General features: G+C 63.4%; 18 protein-coding genes. 6 read left to right on the forward strand and 12 right to left on the reverse strand.

What is annotated here, in order from left to right; all coding sequences use genetic code 11:
• Positions 1-4 precede the first annotated feature (4 nt).
• From ACFPFW_RS07800 to ACFPFW_RS07815, 4 genes are all read right to left on the reverse strand, one after another.
• Complete coding sequence (locus ACFPFW_RS07800) at positions 5-772, reverse strand: amino acid ABC transporter ATP-binding protein (RefSeq protein WP_114956521.1); 768 nt, start codon at positions 770-772, stop codon at positions 5-7.
• On the reverse strand, positions 769-1,428 hold the full coding sequence (locus tag ACFPFW_RS07805) for an amino acid ABC transporter permease (protein WP_114956520.1): 660 nt from the start codon (positions 1,426-1,428) through the stop codon (positions 769-771). The genes ACFPFW_RS07800 and ACFPFW_RS07805 overlap by 4 nt, the downstream gene beginning before the upstream one ends.
• On the reverse strand, positions 1,425-2,090 hold the full coding sequence (locus ACFPFW_RS07810; RefSeq protein ID WP_114956519.1) for an amino acid ABC transporter permease: 666 nt from the start codon (positions 2,088-2,090) through the stop codon (positions 1,425-1,427). Before ACFPFW_RS07810 ends, ACFPFW_RS07805 begins: the two co-directional genes overlap by 4 nt.
• A 66-nt stretch (positions 2,091-2,156) precedes the next feature.
• Entirely contained in the window at positions 2,157-2,993 is an 837-nt protein-coding gene (locus ACFPFW_RS07815) for a substrate-binding periplasmic protein (RefSeq protein ID WP_114956518.1), read from the reverse strand.
• A 202-nt stretch (positions 2,994-3,195) separates the two neighbouring features.
• Here ACFPFW_RS07815 and ACFPFW_RS07820 point away from each other — a divergent pair, with 202 nt between their 5' ends.
• Complete coding sequence (locus ACFPFW_RS07820; RefSeq protein ID WP_114956517.1) at positions 3,196-3,405, forward strand: hypothetical protein; 210 nt, start codon at positions 3,196-3,198, stop codon at positions 3,403-3,405.
• A gap of 103 nt (positions 3,406-3,508) precedes the next feature.
• The gene (locus ACFPFW_RS07825) at positions 3,509-4,405 is read left to right on the forward strand and encodes a fructose bisphosphate aldolase (protein ID WP_114956677.1); all 897 of its coding nucleotides are present in this window, start codon (positions 3,509-3,511) and stop codon (positions 4,403-4,405) included.
• Positions 4,406-4,431: 26 nt separating this feature from the next.
• Here ACFPFW_RS07825 and ACFPFW_RS07830 read toward each other — a convergent pair whose 3' ends face one another.
• Entirely contained in the window at positions 4,432-5,427 is a 996-nt protein-coding gene (locus tag ACFPFW_RS07830; protein ID WP_114956516.1) for a murein L,D-transpeptidase family protein, read from the reverse strand.
• Between the two features lie 297 nt (positions 5,428-5,724).
• On the opposite strand from ACFPFW_RS07830, the gene ACFPFW_RS07835 reads away from it, so the two are divergent.
• The gene (locus ACFPFW_RS07835) at positions 5,725-6,366 is read left to right on the forward strand and encodes a L,D-transpeptidase (RefSeq protein WP_379770182.1); all 642 of its coding nucleotides are present in this window, start codon (positions 5,725-5,727) and stop codon (positions 6,364-6,366) included.
• A gap of 55 nt (positions 6,367-6,421) precedes the next feature.
• On the opposite strand, the gene ACFPFW_RS07840 is transcribed toward ACFPFW_RS07835, so the two are convergent.
• Positions 6,422-7,990 carry a hypothetical protein gene (locus tag ACFPFW_RS07840; protein ID WP_114956514.1) on the reverse strand — a complete coding sequence of 523 codons (1,569 nt, stop codon included), beginning with the start codon at positions 7,988-7,990 and terminating at the stop codon, positions 6,422-6,424.
• A 344-nt stretch (positions 7,991-8,334) separates the two neighbouring features.
• Here ACFPFW_RS07840 and ACFPFW_RS07845 point away from each other — a divergent pair, with 344 nt between their 5' ends.
• The gene (locus tag ACFPFW_RS07845; RefSeq protein WP_379771423.1) at positions 8,335-8,799 is read left to right on the forward strand and encodes a DUF2272 domain-containing protein; all 465 of its coding nucleotides are present in this window, start codon (positions 8,335-8,337) and stop codon (positions 8,797-8,799) included.
• A gap of 400 nt (positions 8,800-9,199) precedes the next feature.
• Here ACFPFW_RS07845 and ACFPFW_RS07850 read toward each other — a convergent pair whose 3' ends face one another.
• Positions 9,200-9,613 carry a hypothetical protein gene (locus ACFPFW_RS07850; protein ID WP_114956512.1) on the reverse strand — a complete coding sequence of 138 codons (414 nt, stop codon included), beginning with the start codon at positions 9,611-9,613 and terminating at the stop codon, positions 9,200-9,202.
• A 225-nt stretch (positions 9,614-9,838) separates the two neighbouring features.
• Here ACFPFW_RS07850 and ACFPFW_RS07855 point away from each other — a divergent pair, with 225 nt between their 5' ends.
• Positions 9,839-12,754, forward strand: a complete 2,916-nt coding sequence (locus ACFPFW_RS07855) for an ATP-binding protein (protein ID WP_162799626.1) — start codon at positions 9,839-9,841, stop codon at positions 12,752-12,754.
• Here ACFPFW_RS07855 and ACFPFW_RS07860 read toward each other — a convergent pair.
• The 5 genes from ACFPFW_RS07860 to cyoA all read right to left on the reverse strand — a co-directional run bounded on the left by ACFPFW_RS07860 (position 12,733) and on the right by cyoA (position 17,657).
• Complete coding sequence (locus ACFPFW_RS07860) at positions 12,733-13,410, reverse strand: SURF1 family protein (protein WP_114956676.1); 678 nt, start codon at positions 13,408-13,410, stop codon at positions 12,733-12,735. The two genes, ACFPFW_RS07855 and ACFPFW_RS07860, sit on opposite strands and share 22 nt — an antisense overlap.
• Positions 13,411-13,499: 89 nt before the next feature.
• Positions 13,500-13,877 carry a cytochrome o ubiquinol oxidase subunit IV gene (gene cyoD, locus ACFPFW_RS07865; RefSeq protein WP_114956510.1) on the reverse strand — a complete coding sequence of 126 codons (378 nt, stop codon included), beginning with the start codon at positions 13,875-13,877 and terminating at the stop codon, positions 13,500-13,502.
• On the reverse strand, positions 13,874-14,506 hold the full coding sequence (cyoC, locus tag ACFPFW_RS07870; RefSeq protein WP_379770186.1) for a cytochrome o ubiquinol oxidase subunit III: 633 nt from the start codon (positions 14,504-14,506) through the stop codon (positions 13,874-13,876). The genes cyoD and cyoC overlap by 4 nt, the downstream gene beginning before the upstream one ends.
• Before the next feature lie 2 nt (positions 14,507-14,508).
• Positions 14,509-16,512: a cytochrome o ubiquinol oxidase subunit I gene (gene cyoB / locus ACFPFW_RS07875; protein ID WP_114956509.1), complete on the reverse strand. Its 2,004-nt coding sequence runs from the start codon at positions 16,510-16,512 to the stop codon at positions 14,509-14,511.
• Between the two features lie 11 nt (positions 16,513-16,523).
• Positions 16,524-17,657 (reverse strand): ubiquinol oxidase subunit II, encoded by a 1,134-nt coding sequence (cyoA, locus tag ACFPFW_RS07880; protein ID WP_114956508.1) that lies wholly within the window; start codon positions 17,655-17,657, stop codon positions 16,524-16,526.
• Between the two features lie 190 nt (positions 17,658-17,847).
• Between cyoA and ACFPFW_RS07885 the strand changes: the two genes are divergently transcribed.
• Entirely contained in the window at positions 17,848-19,164 is a 1,317-nt protein-coding gene (locus ACFPFW_RS07885; protein ID WP_379771426.1) for an MFS transporter, read from the forward strand.
• Positions 19,165-19,303: the final 139 nt, after the last annotated feature.

Raw genomic sequence — 19,303 nt, forward strand, 5'->3', positions numbered from 1 at the left:
CTCCTCAGCCGTCCCAGCCGAGATGGCCGAGGAAGTCGCGTGTCCTCGCCGTCGTCGGCGCCTCGAAGATCTGCTTCGGTGGACCCTGTTCGATGATCTCGCCGCGCTCGAAGACGACGACATGGTCGGCGACTCTTCGGGCGAAGGTCATCTCGTGCGTCACGACGATCATGGTCATGCCGTCGTCTGCCAGCGCCTTCATCACGTTCAGTACCTCGCCGATCGTCTCCGGGTCGAGCGCCGAGGTCGGCTCGTCGAACAGCATCACTTCCGGCTCCATCGCGAGAGCGCGGGCGATGGCGACACGCTGCTGTTGGCCGCCGGAGAGATTGGCCGGATAGTTCTTCGCCTTGTCGGCCAGACCGACCTTCTTGAGCAGTGCCTCGGCGCGATCGCGCGAAGCCTCGTCCGAGAGCCCGAGCACGGTCGACGGACCCATTATCACGTTCTCAATTGCCGTCTTGTGCGGGAAGAGCTCGAAATTCTGGAACACCATGCCCATCCGCTGCCGGACCTTGCGGATCGCCGTCCTGTCCTTCGGCAGCCGCACGCCGTCGAACAGGATCTCGCCGCCGTCGATCGTCTCGAGCGCATTGGTGCAGCGGAGAAGGGTGGACTTGCCCGAGCCTGAGGGGCCGATCAGGCAGACGACCTGCTGCTTCTTCACCTCCATCGAGACGCCCTGCAGCGCGACGAAATCGCCGTAGAGTTTCTGGACATCGCGATACTGGAGAACCGTCGCAGCGGTCTGGGGCGCGGTGGCGATTGTCATTCTGTGACCCCGAACTTCTTGTGAATCCAATCCGCGAGCTTCGCCTGCGGATAACCGAGCAGCCAGTAGATGGCGGCCATGGCGGTGAGCATTTCGATCACGCGGAAGCTCTGCGAGCGGATCTGCATCGCGGTGTGCGCGAGATCACCTACCGCGATAACCGAGACGAGTGATGTGTCCTTGAAGAGCGTCACCCAGGTAGTGGCGAGCACCGGCAGGACGCGGCGCCAGGCTTGCGGCAGCACGATCTTCCGGAACGCCTGCCCCTCGCTCATGCCCATCGCCAGCGCTGCCTCGGTCTGACCCTTGCGGATCGAGCGGATGCCAGAGCGGAAGGTCTCAGAATTGTAGGCGGTGTTGTTCAGGCAGAGCGCGACAAGGCCGGTCACGAAAGGCGAGAACGACAGGTCGAGCACCACCGGCATCACATAGAACGCCCAGTAGACGACGAGGATGATCGGCAGGTTGCGGAACAGCTCGACGAAGCAGGTGGCGAGGAAGGCGATCGGCTTGAAGCGGGATTCGCGGAGCAGGGCCACGACGATGCCGCACGGCACCGCGACCGCCATGGTCAGCACGGTGAGCGCGATGGTGATCAGCGCGCCGTGGGCGAGCGCGCCGGCGCTGGCGGGGACGATGGACCAGTCGAGGGTCATGACCGCCCCAAGAACGAGATGCGCTTGTAGACGATGTCCACGCCGCGTGTGATCGGGAAGATGATGCAGAAATAGAGGAGCATCACGGTCGAGAAGACCTCGACCGGAGTGTAGGTCTGGCCGGCGATGGCGTCGGCACGGCGCATCAGTTCCGGCACCGCGATGACGGCAGCGATCGCGGTGTCCTTGACCGTCAGCGTCAGCACGTTTCCGAGCGCCGGCATCATGCGGACGAAGGCTTGGGGCAGCACGATCTTGCGCACGATCTGCGGCGTCGACATGCCGAGCGCGAGACCGGCGCGGACCTGTCCCGGACGCACGGATTCCATGCCGGCGCGGACGATCTCGGCGACATAGGCCGTCAGGTTGAACGAGAGCGCGACCAGTGCCGAGAGGAACGGCGGCAGGTTGATGCCGGTCGCGATCGGGAAGGCGAAATAGAACCAGACCAGCACGACGAGGACGGGGATGGCGCGCATCGAGTCGATGTAGAAGATCAGGATCGCCTGCAGCCATTTCGGCCCGTAGCGGCGCGCCAGCGCGACGAGCGTGCCGAAGGTCAGACTGCACGCGGCGACGCTGAGCGACAGCAGGACGGTGATCCGTACGCCGTCGGCGAGAAAGCGCCAGCTTTCAATGACTGGGCCGAAATTGAAGTCCATGGCTGGGGCTCAGGTTCGGAGCGGGAAGGGGAGCCCAGGGCATCGAAGCCCCGGACCCGGTTCGCATTACATCGTCGCGACGATGCGCTCTTCCTCGGCCTGCAGCGCCGGCAACATGGGCTCGGCGACGGCCTTCAGCCAGTTCAGATATTCCGGCTGGTTCTTGTCGATGGCGAGGCCAATCTCGTTCGCGGCCTCCGTCGAGTCCTGGCAGTTGTTGCCCTGCGGCAGCGCCTGCAGACCCTTCACCTTCTTGTTCAGCGCGATCCACGGAATGCGGTTGATCGGGGTCACGTCGGCACGCTTGGCCATAATCTCCTCCACCGGAGCCGCCGTGCCGGCGCTCGACACGCCGCGCAGCTTGGCGTTGGGGAAGCGGGACTTCACCCAGTTCTCCTCACCACCGCCGGTGAAATAGGCGATCGTCACGTCCGGGCTGTTGAAGTCGTCGACGGACTTGGCGTTCTTGACCTTCGGATTGTCGGCGCGGCCGAACACGCAAAGGCTCGTCTTCGAATAAGTGACGAAGTCGACGACCTTCTGGCGCTCCTTGGTGACCGAGAGTGGCGAGATCGTCATGTCGACCTGGTTGGCGGCGAGCACCGGCACCTTGGTCTCGTGCGAGACCGGAACGAGCTGCACCTGAACGCCGAGGCGCTTGGCGTATTCCTTGGCGAGCGTCCACGCAGGGCCGACCCACGCATCGCCCGAACTGGTGGTGTTCTCGAGGAGCCATGGCGGGTTCGACAGAACGCCGACGCGAAGCTGGCCGGATTTCTTGATGGCATCGATGCGCGCGCTCGTGCCCGGAACCGGAACGTCCTGCGCGGCGGCGGCTTGCGCCATGAGACCGAGACTGAGAATTGCGGAAGCGAAAAGGCGGGTTGTCCGGCCGATAGACATTCTTGATCTCCCTGTCCGGCATTGGTCACCGAATAGGGCCGATGCCGATTATCGTAGGTCCGAAGACGGTAGTACCCTAGTATACAAGTTTGGAGCGGACAAGGTCGATGTGATGTCACACCGCGATTTGCCGTCCCCTGAAACCAAATCTACCTCCCCGGCTTTGTAAGGACGGGAAACTAGTCCGCACAGGAGGAACAGGATGGGCGAGGCGACCCGGATTTCCCAGGAAATCGATGCCGGCCGTGAGCGCAACCGGCAAGGCGCCGGGCGAGACCGCATCGACAAGGTGGTTCCCAAGGAGACCCCTTCTCTCGTGCAGGATACCGCCGATCTCGTGAAGACGCCGCCTGGCGACGGCCTCAAGATTCCGAACACCTCCCCGAGGCAGAAGGACCGGGCGCACGATTGAAGACCCCATCGGACATTCCGCCGCTTGCGTCGACGTCGGTTTCGTTGGAATCCGGATGTAAACCTCTGCTTTTATGGGCGGAGACACCCGGAGACCGATGATCATGGCCGACGAGAAGATGTTGCAGCAGATGTCCCAGAAGCCCGGCTTCATCGCGGCGCTCGATCAGAGCGGCGGTTCGACGCCCGGCGCGCTCAGGCTCTATGGCATTCCGGACAGCGCCTATAGCGGCGACGCCGAGATGTTCCGGCTGGTGCACGAGATGCGGGTGCGCATCATGACGTCCCCGGGCTTCAGCGGCGACAAGGTCATCGCCGCGATCCTGTTCGAGGCGACGATGGACGGCGAGGCGAAGAGTAGACCGGTGCCTTCCTATCTCTGGGAAGACCGGGGCGTCGTTCCGTTTCTCAAGATCGACAAGGGGCTGGAAGCCGAGACCGACGGTGTCCAGCTGATGAAGCCGATCCCAGGCCTCGACGCGACACTCGACCGGGCCGTGAAGCTCGGCATCTTCGGGACCAAGGAACGCTCGGTCATCAACCTGCCTTCGCAGACCGGCATCGCCGCCGTGGTCGCTCAGCAGTTCGAACTCGCCGGGCAGGTCGCCTCGCACGGTCTAGTGCCGATCATCGAGCCGGAAGTCCTGATCAAGAGTCCGGACAAGAAGGGCGCCGAAGCGATCCTCCGCGACGAGATCGCCAAGCAGCTCGATATGCTGCCGACCGATCGCAAGGTCATGCTGAAGCTGACCATCCCGGACGTGCCGGATCTCTACAGGTCGCTCGCTGCCCATCCGTCCGTCGTCCGCGTCGTCGCGCTTTCGGGTGGTTACACGCGTACCGAAGCCTGCAGGCGCCTTGCCGAAAACCACGACATGATCGCGAGCTTCTCGCGCGCGCTCACGGAAGGCCTAACGGTCCAGATGAGCGATGCGGAGTTCGACACGGCGCTGAAACAGTCGATCGACGAGATCTATGAGGCCTCGGCGAACAAGGCCTGAGTCGGGGCCCGCCAGCGAGGTTCCGCTTACTGCGTCGAGCCCGTCATCATCGGCTCATACGGATCCGCGAGTGCCGCATCCGGCCGACTGACCGGGACGTTGGTCGACGTCATCTTAGCCAGGCGCTCCGGTCCGGACTTGGCGAGGATCTCGCGGAATACCGGGTGCATGCCGCCGTCCGAATAGGACATCGCGGGAGCGGGCGTCGAGGACTGCAGGCTTGCCTCGTCGCTCTTCGAGATATCGGCGAGTTTCTGCGAGATCGACGGATCGCCCTCGATCGCCGGGCAGGGAGCCATCGGGTCGAGCATTGCACCAGCCGGCTCGTCGAAGGCATAGCGGCGGCCGCAATAGGCGACGGTCGGCGGTTGTTTCGTCACATTGAAGCGGTCCGCCCCCTCTTTCAGGTTCCGCCAGAACGGCATGTTGGGATCGCCACGATGGAGCGCGAGGTTGCGGCTATTCATGCGGAACGGCAGCGCCTGGACCTGGAAGGCGGCCTGTCCGCCTTTCAGGGCCTCGCGAGCCACTGCGTAAACTTCCGCGACGCCGTCGTCGGTCATCGCATAGCAGCCGGACGACGAGCACGCGCCGTGCACCATCAGCGCCGATCCTTCCCAGCCGAGCGATTTCTCGAGACGGTTCGGAAAGCCTAGATTGAATGAGAGATTGAACTGCGAGCGCGGGTTCAGCATCCCGGCATTGACCGTATAGAAGCCTTCCGGCGCCTGCCGGTCGCCCTGCGCCATTTTCGGGCCGAGCTTTCCGGACCAGCGGCACAGAGGATAGGTCTTCAGGAGCGCGTATCGGCCCGTCCGGTCGCGCTTCCAGACTTCGAGTTCGCTCTCCTGCTTGTGGATCCGGATCATGATGGGATCCTGCGGGGTCATGCCCTTCGCCTTCATCGCGGAGACAAGCTTCGGCGGAATAGGCACATCGCCCCGGTCGTCGCGGTCGAAGGACGCGCAGGCGGAGAGGACAAGCGCCACGATCGCGGCAACGCAGAACCTTATCGTGATCATCGCGAACTCAAGATACGAACTGCCTGCATTCTGCCGAAGGGAAAGAAACGATCAGTTAACGATCCGGGGCGCCCGACGTGGTCATGACCGGACTCTGCGGCTCATTTTAGGCCGCCGAGCCTGTGCGAGGCATGCGTCGCGCAAGCCGCACAATATAGCCATATCGGCGGAAGAGTATTTCTCCCGAGGAGAACCGCGATGCCATCTGACCGCATTCGCCCTACGCGCCGTGTAGTTCTGGCGGCCTTGCCGTTTGCACTGGCTGCCTGCAGTTCGAGGACGCGGGAGCCCGCACCGATGGCCGGCATCGCGCCGCCTCCGCCTACTTCGACCTCTCCGGCCGCGCCGCAGGCTTTCAAGGGCGTCGTCGATCCGCGCTATGCCGCAATCGTGACGGAGCCGTTCCCGGTCGCGGCCATCGACACGACGAAGATCGATCCGCGCTTTCTCCGCCAGAGCGCGCCGAACATCACCGGCGAGCGGGCTGGCGTCGTGGTTGTCGATACCGCCAACAAATTCCTCTATCTCACGCAGGACGATGGCTCCGCGCTCCGGTATGGCGTCGGCGTAGGGCGTGACGGTTTCGCCTGGTCCGGCCGGGCGATCATCGACCGCAAGCAGGAATGGCCGAAATGGCATCCGCCGAAGGAGATGCAGCTGCGCGATCCGGAAGCAGCGAAGTGGCCCGAAGGGATGCCGGGCGGCATCGGCAACCCGCTCGGCCCGCGCGCGCTGTACCTCGCCCAGAATGGCAAGGACACCTATTTCCGCATTCATGGAACGACGCAGCCGCAATCGATCGGCCAGGCGATGTCTTCGGGCTGTATCCGTCTGCTCAATCAAGACATCATGGACCTCTACACGCGGGTGCCGATCGGAACCGAGGTCGTGGTCATGCAGACGGGATTGGCGAACGGAGCAGGCGCGGTCCCGACCTGAACCCGGCTGCCGTCCGGCGAGAAGGCTCGTTCACCCGTTCGCCGGAAGCGACCCGTCACGGGTTGCCGAGCTTGTTCCTGAGCGGCGTCTCCCGCCACTGCCGGAGAGACGGTAGTCCGAGGCTTCTCAGGGCCTGAGCGGCGGCCGGCACTTCCGGCGCCGAGGTCGCCAGATCCTTCAGCCTGTTCAGCGAGGCGGGAAGCTGATCGACATTGGGGGCGATCTGCTGCTGTTCCTGCGATTCAGGAACTTGACCCTGAAGCATGGCTCGGACGCCGCGCGCGTTCACGCCGATCGCCGTATCGGACAGCGTCTGCAATTCGTCCGAATCCAGCGCAGGCACTTCGGCGGCGGCAGCCGGCGCGGCGCTGTCGATGCCGAGTTCCCTCGCATAGCTCTCGATCTGCGGAGCCCAAGTGCGCCTTGTCGCGATCGAAGCGTCGATCACGCCCTTGGTCGCGACCGGATCGCCGGAGAGCGCGATGCCGGTGGCGAAGCTCCTGGCCAGACTGTCGCTCTCCTCGGGAGCCGCTAGCTGCCTCGCCCCGTCGATTCGGAAACCGCGGATCAGGAAGGAGAGCGCGCGTCCTTTCGGTTCCCCCTCAACCCGTCCGGCGAGCATTCCCAGCGAATAAGCGCCGCTTGTCCGGGTGCGCAGGTCGCTCGGATCGTTGCTACCCTTGATCCTTTCGAACAGGTCGATGAGTAGGTCGACATCGGATGCCTGTCCGCGCAGTCCGAGCACCACCACGGCATTGGCCCATAGCGCGCGCTTGCTGTCGGCGCCGAGGATCCGACGAACCTCATCGAGCTGGTCCGGTGACAGCAGCTCAATCTCTTCATAAGGCGTGCCCTGCGCGAACCTTTCCATGAGGAATGTCTCGATATCCTCGGGTCCGGCCGGGGTCGGCGCCGGATCGGCAACAGCTGCGGGCGTGGACATCGCGGTTGCGGGGGCGACGCCCTGGGCGGGCGCCGCGTCCACCATCGGCAGGTCGGCGATCGAACCATCCTGCAGGGTGCTGCACTGGTTGGCGTTGACGGCCCGCCGGTCGCGGTGGGCGCGGCAATACATGATGTTGAAGTAGACCGCGTCCGGTATACCCGACCCGGCGGGGCGGGGAACCGGGCAGATCGAGGCCGTGTGGCCGAAACCGACATTGTGCCCGATCTCGTGGATCAGGCTGAGTTCGGGAAAGTGGAACGAGCGGTCGAGATTGACCACGATGATCGGACCCGCGCCCTCGCAGCCGGCATAGGAGGAGGGGCTGAATTCGCCGCACCAGTGCAGCCCGTCGACCACGACCACATTGCCGCCGGTGTAGGTTTTCAGCGCGTTGCGCTGCGCGCGCGTCTGGACGATCCGCGGTATCGCGGAATCGCGCTTGATCGGCTTCGTCTGCCGCACCTCGACATTCGGACATGCCCGATCGGTCGCGACGGTGTTTTCCTTGACGATCTTGGTGGCCTCGCGGGCCCAGAACGCGAAGGTTGAATTGGTCACTCCGCAGGAGGGACTGGCGGCGGGTTCCAGGTCGTAGCTGGCGGAACGGGAAGCGGTCGTTCCCCCGGCGACCAGGAGTACGAACGCGAGACTCGACGCGGCATATGTTCTCGTACCCATCGACTCCTCCTCCAAATGCGGACGAAGCCGCCAAGCCTTCAGTGGCGCGATGTGCGAGCTTGCCGATACGGCGCGCGAATATTAGCCTTCAACGCGCAGGATGGCCATTGAGCAATCAAGAGTTGCGTCGATCGCCGTCGGCTTCCTGCGCCGTGTGTGACAGCAGTTCACCGGAGGCCGGCATGCCGACTGAATTCGCACAGCACCTCGCCAACATTGCTCTCAAGGAATTCGACGATTTCGGCGGTATCCCCGAAACCGACTCCCGTATGCGCAAGCGGGTCAATCAGACTTATCTGCCCGCTCTCAGGCAGGCCGATCCGAACGATGTCCTCGGCTGGAACATGCCGGAGGACATCAGCACCTGGCCGTGGTCGGCCGTGTTCGTGTCGTGGTGCCTTCTTCACGCCGGCGTCAGGAACGCCGAGTTCGACTTCTCGATTCGGCACGCGATGTTCATCAAGCGGACCATCGGCAATGCGCTCGCAGGCACGGGCGTCTTCCGCGGCCGAAAGATTGGGGACTACAAGCCCAAGATCGGAGATCTGATCTGCGCCAATGCCGGTACGGGGCAGATAGCCTACAATCAGGCGGCCAACCAAAACGGATACAGTTCGCACAGCGCCATCGTCGTTGACGTTCGCCCGGGGGTCGCCTTCACCGTGGGCGGTAACGAGGGCAATACAGTCGACAAGCGTCGGCATGTGCTGTCGCCGACCGGCTTCGTCGTCCAGCGCTCGCCGGAGGCGTATATCTGCGTGATCGAGAACCGGAAGCGCACCGTATCGCGGCGCGCGCGAGAACGATAACGCGGGGCGGCCCGAACACCCGATATCGATCGCCGGCGAGGTCATCTGGCGGTTCTCATGCGTCTTTTCCAGAAGGGTCAGCGCCACCACTAAAGCGCAGCAGGCGGCGTTGAAGGCGTTCACCGCGGAGAGCCATGGATCGTAGACGTTGACGATCGCGTAGGCGGCCGTGCTGGAATTGGCGCCGATCCAGATCGTCCAGCACGTGTAGGATATGCTCGTCGTCCCATTCGGGTCGCATGCAATCCGGATGATCTGCGGCACGTAGGAGAACAGTCGTAGAGCGTTGAACAGGCCGAACAGTGCGAGCGTCAGATCCGCCACGGTCGGGCACTCCGTGGATCTATTTCTTCTCCGGGAGGTCCATCACGAGCGGCACGATGGACCTTCCGAGACTGCACTATCGTGCGCTGGCCATTTCTGTTTTCGCGGTCGCGATAATCTTCTGATAGGAGCGCGCGGCCCGTGCCGGCGAGCCCGACGAGCAATTGCGGCGAGCCTCCGCAAGCCAGCGATTGGCGGAGCGCTCGAAGGCTTCGCGTCCGACTTCTGGACCGTCCATCCTTTTGTTCAGTGCGTCGAGGGAAGCGTTTTCCCACTCGACACAGGCCTGTGCGGTTGAACCTGGATCCAGCGCGGCGGTTGTTGGGGTCACCGCCGGGTCGAGGAACAGGGGCCAGACGAACATCGGCGCCACGAAAACCGATGCGAGTAGCGGCGTCCGGACATTGTACCAGAAATGCGCTCCGGCACTGCTGCGACTCTCGTAATCCTCGTCCGACGAGGCGGTGTTGAATTGCGTTGAATTCTTCATCACTCGTCCTCCCTGGTGAGTGTTCAGTGGGAGCATGGTGGTCGGGTGCCGTGATCCGACCGTGATTTTTGGCTGGGACGGGGCGTGATTTCTGAATAAATTCGCACTCGGCAGAGAAGTCGGTAGAGTTCACGCTCGTTATCTGGGAGCGGCGTTATGGTCCCGAAGGAGCCGTGCGCGCGTCTGAGGCTCCTGGGGCGTTTCGAAGCTCGGAGCCCCGACGGGGTGCGGCTCGACCTCAACCTCAAGAAGGCGCAGCTCGCCCTTGCAGTACTCTCATTGGCGCCGAACGCGCGGATCGGTCGCGAAGAGCTGAATGCCCTGCTCTGGAGCGACAGGAGCGAGGAGCAGGCTCGGCAAAGCGGGCGGCAGACTCTCGCCTCGATCCGCAAGGCATTCGCGCAATGTCCGATGGCCGTTCTCGATGGCGATCTGACGTCTGTCGGTTTGAATGAAGCAGCGGTTGAAATCGACGTCGCCCGATTCCGCGCGCTGGTCGAACAAAGCGATCCGACCTTCCTCCGCGAGGCGGTTGAGCTTTACTCGGGGCCTCTGCTCGACGGCCTGATGATCTCCGATCCGGAGGGGCAGGCCTGGCTGCTCCAGAAACGTCAGGAGCTGGAGAGCGCGGCGTTACGCGCGATCGAGAAACTGCTGGATCTGTCCATCGACGAGGCTCGCTTCGACGATGTTGAACGATTGGCCCGGAGGGCTCTGGAGCTCGATCCCGTACTCGAAGAAGCACATCGCGCCCTGATCGCGGTCTATCTCTCGAGGGGACAAAGAGCGCTCGCCGCGCGCCAGTTCAAGAAATGCCGTGACCTCCTGTCGTCGGAACTGGGCGTTGCCCCCAGCGAACGCACCGCCTCCATGCTTCGCCCGGCCATCGTCTCCGCAGCCTCGAAGGAGAAGCCGGTACAACAGCCCGAACCCGCCGCGACCGTCCGGAAAAACAATCTGCCCGACCAGCTAGCGGCCTTGATTGGCCGGGACGACGAGCGAAGCGAGGTCGCACGTAGGCTCGAACGATCCCGTGTTGTGACGCTGACCGGATCCGGAGGCGCCGGCAAGACGAGGCTGTCCATCCAGGTCGGCTTCGATCTGCTTGATCGCTTCAATGACGAGGTCTGGCTGATCGAGCTTGCGGCGATCGAGAATCCGCAGCTCGTCGCGGAAAGCATTTGCGGGACGTTGGGCGTGCCGGCTCAGGGCGGCCGGTCGGCTATCGATACGGCGGTTGATTTCCTCGCTCATCGCCGGGCTCTGCTCATCCTGGACAATTGCGAGCATGTGATCGCCGCAGCCGCCGCCATCGCCGAGGCTATCGCGCGGTCCTGTCCCGACGTCAGAATCCTCGCCACCAGCAGGGAGCCATTGGCTATATCGGGCGAGGAAACCTTCCGCATTCCGAACCTGGGCTTTCCACCAAGCTCCAGGATCAGCGCGAGCGAGGCGCGCCGTCATAGCGCCGTGCAGCTCCTGATGGAGCGCGCATCCCGTCTGGTCGAGCGTTTCGAACTTACCGATGCGAATGCGCCGGCCATCGCCCGGATATGCCAGCAGGTCGACGGCATTCCGCTGGCGATCGAACTCGCGGCGCCGCGGTTGAGGGCCATGGCTCCCGAACAGCTGGCGGATCAGCTGCACAACATGTTCTCGATCCTGACCAGCGGCAGCCGGACAGTGATGCCGCGCCACCAGACCCTGAAAAACCTGTTCGACTGGAGCTATGGACTGCTCAATTCGCAAGAGCAGGCACTTCTGAGACGGTTGTCGATATTTGCCGATGGCTGGCGCCTCGAAGCCGCCGAATGGGTCGCCACGGCAGAGCCATTGGAGCCGGGAAGCGTCGTCGATCTTCTGGCGTCGCTGATCGACAAATCCCTGGTCGTCGTCGACCTCTCGTCGCGCGAACCCCGTTACAAACTGCTGGAAGCGACGCGCCAGTACAGCTGGGCGAAACTGGTGGAGGCCCGGGAAACGGGACTTCGTCGGCATTTCGCCGAATATCTGATCAGCTATTTCTCGTCCGCCGAGGCGAGCTGGCCGACCATGTCCACGTCAGTCTGGCGGGAACGGTACGAGCCGGAGCTCGACAATCTTCGGGCGACGCTGGAATGGGCCTTCAGCGAGGAGGGCGATGCCACGCTCGGAGTCGAGCTCGCCGCCTACGGCATCCGCCTCTGGAACGAATTGTCGCTTCTCTCGGAGCGAGGCCGGTGGGTGGAGACGGCCTTCGCGCGGCTCGACGAGGGCCATTATCCGGACACCGCCGCGCGTCTTTGGCTGGGACGCACCTCGGTCAGCGCGCACGGCGATCAATCGAGTATCCAGGCCGCCGAGAAAGCGGCCGAACTCTATCATCTCGTCGGCGACAGCCTTGGAGAGGGGGAGGCGCTGGCGAAAGCCGGCGCCGCGAGAATGAGGCCGTCGGACACGGCATCCGCGAGCGACCGTTTGCGGGAAGCGGGCGAGCTGCTCGAGCCGATCGGGCCAACGAAGCAGCTCTGCGACTGGCTCAGATCGCTGGCCGTAGGTGCGTATTTCGACGGCGATTTCGACCGTGCCCGGATACTCATCCGCCAATCGCTCGGTCTCGCCCAGGACATCGGCGATACCCACGGCACAGTGAACGCGCAGATCGCACTTGCCGAACTCGAACTCGTCGCGGGCAATCCGGAACAGGCCGTCATCGTCGGTCGCGGCGTTCTGGAGGGAAACCGGGCCAATCGCCGTCAGATCGTGCTCGGCCTGGGTAATCTCACCTCTTATCTCCTCGTCACCGGACGGGATGACGAGGCCATCACTGTCGCAAGCGATGCCCTCCGGGAAGCACAGGGCCTGGGTTGGCCGGCAGCCGTCGTGCGGATGGTCGAACATTGTGCGCTGATCAGCTGCCGGCTCGGCGACGTGGAAACGGCAGCCCGGCTGATCGGCTTCGGCGATGCCTTCTATGCCAAGGGCACCGCCAGCCGCGAGCACACCGAACAGGTGAGTTACGACGCAGCCGCCGCATGCATGGCCACGATGACGCCTGGCCAGGCCGCGGCATTGAAGGCGGAAGGATCGGTCTGGACGGAGGGGCAGGCGGTCCGGGAGGCCGGGCGTATCTTGCGGTCTCAGGACGGCGCGCGTTGCTGACGCTCTTCCCGGATCAGGACCACTGCCCAGACCGCGAGGAGCGCCGCAAGACCGAACCAGGTCAGCGCATAGACGAGGTGGTTGTTCGGGAAGGAGACGACGGTGAGACCGCCGACCGGCCCACCGGGGGCGGAACCCTCGGCATCGATGAAATAGGGAGCGGTGTCGGCCAGTCCGCGCTTCGCCGAGATTTCGGCGACGTCGCGCGAATACCAGCGGTCGCTCGCGGGATCGTTGGAACGCAGGAACCCGCCCTTCGGCTCCGTCATCCGCATCAGGCCCGTCACCGATGTCTCGCCCGAGATCTGGCCGGACGCGCGTTTCGCCGGGTCTTTCAGGTCGGGCGGAACGAAGCCGCGATTGATCAATACGACGAAGCCGTCATCGGCCTTGAAGGGCGTCATCACCCAATAGCCGCCGCCGAGTTCCGTCGACGCCTGAACCAAGGTCTCGCGGTCGTTTCGGAACATGCCGCTGACCGAGACGCGCCGGTAGACGTCATGAGTCGCATCCACATGAGGCCAATAGGCGGGACCGGGTGCGGGCACGGCAGCCGCGTGGATGCGCTGCTCGACGGTTGCGATCAGGTCGAGCTTCCAGACGCGGCGCTGGAGTTGCCAGATTCCGAGTGCGGTGAGTACCGCGATCCCGAGCATGATCGCCGCCGCGAGCAGAACCGTCGCCGCCCTCGATCGAGTCCGCTTCGGGTGGCCGTCGTCCAACAGGTGGTGTCCGGCCAAGGCCGTCACGGCATTTGACTCATGTCCTGCATCGGCATCATGTTGGCGTTGAGGTGGTACATTACCCACAGCGAGCCCGAGAGCGCGATCACCACCAGAACGAGCGTGAAGATCAGCGCCATCATCGTCCAGCCGCCTTCCGACTTGGCGTTCATATGCAGGAAGAACACCATGTGGACGATGATCTGGGCGAAGGCGAAGCCCATGATCGTCAGGGCCGTCGCCTGCTGGTCACCGAGCGCGCCGGTCATCACCAGCCAGAACGGGATCGCGGTCAGGACCACCGACAGGCTGAAGCCGATCAGATAGCTCTTCAGCGTTCCGTGGCTCTGGCCGTCCTCGTGGCCGTGTGAACCGTGATCGGCATGGGTTTCGGCGCTCATCGCAGCATTCCCATCAGATAGACGAAGGTGAAGACGCCGATCCAGATGACGTCGAGAAAGTGCCAGAACATGCTGAGGCACATCAGCCGGCGCTGGTTCGCGGCGATCAGGCCGTAGCGGCCGACCTGCACCATCAATGTCACCAGCCAGATGATGCCGAAGGTGACATGCAGGCCGTGCGTTCCGACCAAAGTGAAGAAAGACGACAGGAAGGCGCTCCGCTGAGGCGTCGCACCCTCATGGATGAGGTGGGCAAATTCGTAGAGCTCGATACTCAGGAAGGAGAGGCCGAACAGGCCGGTGATCGCGAGCCAGATCTGGGTCTGGCCGACGCGGCCTTTCACCATCGTCAGCATGGCGAAACCGTAGGTAATCGACGACAGCAGCAGCATCGTCGTGTTGAGCGCCACGAGCGGCAGGTCGAACAGATCCCTGGGCGAGGGGCCGGCGGCATAATTGCTGCCGAGCACGCCGTAGGTCGCGAACAGGACTGCAAAGATGAGGCAATCGCTCATCAGATACAGCCAGAAGCCGAGCATCGTGCTCCGGCCCTCGGCGTGGTCGTGCTCGTCGGCGAGATAGAAGACGACGTCGTCCGTCATCACGGCGGAGGCGGCTTTGCTCGCCATGGTCAGGCCTCAGCGGCGAGGAGACGCGTCCGCTCGCCCTCCTTGCGCACGACCTCCTCCACGGGGATGTGGAAGTCGCGCTTGTAGTTGAACGTATGGCCGATCGCGACCGTGAGCAGCGTGATGAAGCTGAGCGCGGCGAGCCACCAGATGTACCAGATCATCGCGAAGCCGAAGACAACGCTTATACCCGCGAGGATAATGCCAGTGCCGGTATTGCTCGGCATGTGGATGGGGCGGAAGCCGTCGAGAGGCCGCTTGTAGCCGCGCTCCTTCATGTCCCACCACGCGTCGTTGTCATGCACGACCGGCGTGAACGCGAAGTTGTAGGCGGGGGGCGGCGAGGAGGTCGCCCATTCGAGCGTGCGGCCGTTCCACGGGTCGCCGGTTGTGTCGCGCAATTGTTCGCGGCGCATCACGCTGACGGCGATCTGGATCAGGAAGCAGGCGATGCCGAGCAGGATCAGGAAGGCACCGAACGCCGCGATCACGAACCAGATCTGCAGCGACGGATCGTTGAACACGCGCAGACGGCGCGTCACGCCCATCAGGCCGAGAACGTAGAGCGGCATAAAGGCGAAGTAGAAGCCTGAGACCCAGAACCAGAACGACAGCTTGCCCCAGAACGGATCGAGCTTGAAGCCGAACGCTTTCGGGAACCAGAAACTGATGCCGGCGAACAGGCCGAACAGCACTCCGCCGATGATGACGTTGTGGAAGTGCGCGACCAGGAACAGGCTGTTGTGCAGCACGAAGTCGGCCGGCGGCACCGCCAACAAGACGCCGGTCATGCCGCCGATCACGAAGGTGATCATGAAGGCGACCGTCCACATCATCGGCAGCTCGAACCGGATGCGGCCGCGATACATCGTGAACAGCCAGTTGAAGATCTTTGCGCCCGTCGGGATCGAGATGATCATCGTCGTGATCCCGAAGAACGAGTTCACGCTGGCGCCCGAGCCCATAGTGAAGAAGTGGTGGAGCCAGACGAGATAGGACAGGATCGTGATGACGACCGTCGCGTAGACCATCGACGAGTAGCCGAACAGCTTCTTTCCCGAGAAGGTCGAGGTGACTTCCGAGAAGATGCCGAACGCCGGCAGGATCAGGATGTAGACCTCAGGATGGCCCCAGATCCAGATCAGGTTCACGTACATCATCGGGCTGCCGCCGAAGTCGTTCGTGAAGAAGTTCGTGCCGATGTAGCGGTCGAGCGAGAGCAGGACGAGAACGGCGGTCAGGACCGGGAAGGCGGCGACAATCAGCACGTTGGTACAGAGCGCCGTCCAGGTGAAGATCGGCATCTTCATCAGCGTCATGCCCGGCGCGCGCATCTTGACGATGGTGGCGATCAGGTTGACGCCGGATAGCAGGGTTCCGATGCCCGCGATCTGCAGCGCCCATATGTAATAGTCGACGCCGACATCGGGGCTGTAGCCGATGTTCGACAGCGGCGGATAGGCGAGCCAGCCGGTCCGAGCGAACTCGCCGACGAACAGCGAGGTCATCACGAGCACCGCGCCCGAGACCGTCATCCAGAAGCTGAAATTGTTGAGGAATGGGAACGAGACGTCGCGCGCGCCGATCTGCAGCGGCACAACGAAGTTCATCAGGCCGGTGACGAGCGGCATGGCCACGAAGAAGATCATGATCACGCCGTGAGCGGTGAATATCTGGTCGTAGTGATGGGCCGGGAGGTAACCCTCCGAACCATTGAACGCGACCGCCTGCTGCAGGCGCATCATGATGGCGTCGGAGAAGCCGCGCAGCAGCATGACGATGCCGAGCACCATGTACATGACGCCGATGCGCTTGTGATCGACGCTCGTGAACCATTCCTTCCAGAGATAGCCCCAGAGCCGGAAATAGGTGAGGGCGCCCAGGACCGCGACGCCGCCCAGCGCCACGACCGCGAAGGTCGCGACGAGGATCGGCTCGTGGAGGGGCAGGGACTCGATCGTGAGTCTGCCGAAGATTAGCTTCTGAAGGTCGAGGTCGGCGGGCATTTAGGGGCTCGTCAGGACGGCCGCTCGGCGACGGGCGTCGTCGAGGGAGTCTCGGAAGGCGTGGAAGAAGGGCGCAGCGGGGTCTTTTCGATCACCGGCGTCATGTTCGTGGGCGCGGAAGCCTGCTCGCCCGTATCGCAGATCGCTGCGACATAGGTTTGCTCGGGTCCGAGGACCGAGCCACGGCGGGCGTATTTGTCGTAGGTCAGCGGCAGGACGTTGTTGACGCCCGCCATGCCGAGCCCACCCTTGGCGTCGATCGCTGCCATGTCGCTGATGCACATCTTGCCGGGCTCGACGCACATATTGACGATCGCCTTGTAGAGATCGGCCTGGACGCTCGCATATTTGCGGACGGGCTCGTTCTCGCTCGGGCGTTCCAGCGCGAGATAGTCGGTGCGGCCGAGCGCACCGCCGGTGGCCTTTACCTCTTCGGTCCACTTTGCGAAGTCGTCGTTAGAGAGCCCATGGAACGCGAAGCGCATTCCCGAGAAGCCGGAACCGCTGTAGTTCGCCGAGAAGCCTTCGTAGGTGCCGGCCTTGTTGATGATGGCGTGGAGCTTCGTCTCCATGCCCGGCATCGCATAGATCTGGCCTGCGAGGGCGGGGATGTAGAAGGAGTTCATCACCGAGGAGGAGGTGATGCGGAAGCTGATCGGTCGATCAACCGGCGCGGCGAGTTCATTGACAGTCGCGATGCCATATTCCGGGTAGATGAACAGCCATTTCCAGTCTAGGGCGACGACGTCGACCTCGAGCGGCTTTGAATCGTCCGGCACCGGCCTGCCCTCGGCGGTGCGGTCGAGCGGACGGTAGGGATCGAGCAGATGCGTGCCCATCCAGGTCAGCGCGCCGAGACAGACGATGATCAGGAGCGGGGCCGCCCAGATGACCAGTTCGAGATGGATCGAGTGGTCCCAATCGGGCTCGTAGCGGGCGTCCGTGTTCGACTGCCGGTAGTGCCAGGCGAACAGCACGGTCAGCGCAATCACCGGTACGATCACCAAGAGCATCAACAGGGTCGAGGCGACGAGAAGATCGCGCTGCTGGCCAGCAACATCTCCCGAAGGGTCAAGCACCACCGCGTTGCAACCGCTCAGCAAGACAGAGAGCGAAAGCAGTGCGAGGATGCGGAACCGGTTCAAGGCGAGAATCTCGTCGGTGCGAGTGAATTCGGGCTTGAGCTAGAGCCGTTGGCACTGCTGCACCATTGGACAGTTTGTCCAACCCGACTAAAGACCAATACGTATTTTGGAACCGGCCGTGTTGGAATCGACTATGTCATTACTGAAAATTCCTTGAGATTTGACGATGAACGCGAAGCCAGCCGTGCCGATGACCACCCTTGAGCGCGATGTCCGCGCCATGCACGCGCGTCATCATGGCGGGGTCGATCCGAGCGAGATTGCGGTCGGCGTCATCATCGGCCGGACCTCGGAATTCTTCGACTTCTTCGTCTACGCGATCGCCTCGGTCTTGGTGTTTCCGAAGCTGGTCTTCCCGTTCGTCGATCCGGTGACGGGAACGCTCTATTCCTTCGCAGTGTTCGCGCTCGCGTTCGTCGCTCGGCCGGTAGGATCGATCATCTTCCTCGCCGTCGACCGCGCCCATGGCCGCGGCGTCAAGTTGACGATCGCCCTGTTCCTGCTCGGAAGTTCTACGGTCGCGGTTGCGTTCCTGCCGGGCTATCAGGAGATCGGCTGGGGCTCGGTCCTGCTGCTGTCGCTGTTCCGGATCGGGCAGGGGCTCGCACTCGGTGGCGCATGGGACGGTCTCGCATCGCTGCTTGCCCTGAACGCGCCCGAGGACCGGCGCGGCTGGTACGCGATGATCCCGCAGATCGGCGCGCCGCTCGGTCTTCTGGTCGCCAGCGCCCTGTTCGCCTTCTTCGTCGGCAATCTGTCGCCCGGCGACTTCATGAGCTGGGGTTGGCGCTATCCATTCTTCGTCGCCTTCGCGATCAACGTCGTGGCGCTTTTCGCCCGCCTACGCATCGTCGTCACGCCGGAATACACCGAGCTCTTCGAGAAGCAGGAGCTCGAACCTGCCGCCGTCGGCGAGACGCTGCGGCATGAGGGGCGCAATGTGGTCATCGGCACCTTCGCGCCGCTGGCCACCTTCGCGCTGTTCCACATGGTGACGGTGTTCCCGCTGTCTTGGATCTATCTCTTTACGAACGAGGGGACGAGCCGCTTCCTTGCCATCGAGATGATCGGCGCGGTGTTCGGCCTCATCGCCATCGTTGCGTCGGGCCGCCTCGCGGATGAGTTCGGACGGCGTTCCATGCTCGCCGTCTGCGCCATCGCCATCGCTGTCTTCAGCGGTTTCGCGCCTCAGCTCCTTGATGCCGGCGGGCTCGGCGAGGCCACTTTCATGATACTCGGTTTCGTTCTACTTGGCCTGTCGTTCGGCCAGTCCTCGGGCGCGGTTGCATCGAATTTCTCGATGACCTACCGCTATACCGGAGCGGCGGTGACGACTGACCTTGCCTGGCTGTTCGGCGCAGGCTTCGCGCCGTTCGTCGCGCTGTTCCTGTCGAGCCGCCTTGGACTGATGTCCTCCGGTGCGTATCTGCTGTCCGGAGCCGTGTGCACGCTCGTTGCGTTGCTCTGGAACCGCCAGATCACGCTCGGCGGAAGACCCTCTTCCTGAAATTTGTTAGGCCGCTAAGCCCATCCTGATCGGATTTTTCGGGAAGAACGGCCAAAACACAGCAAGGCGAGCCAAGTCCGCCATCCCTCCAAGCCTAGGTGACCCGATGCAGCGCTCGCTGCCCGGCAAGGCCGGTTGC

Origin of the sequence: Flaviflagellibacter deserti (genome assembly GCF_042652085.1) — a bacterium.
GTDB classification, from domain to species: Bacteria; Pseudomonadota; Alphaproteobacteria; order Rhizobiales; family Methylopilaceae; genus Flaviflagellibacter; species Flaviflagellibacter deserti.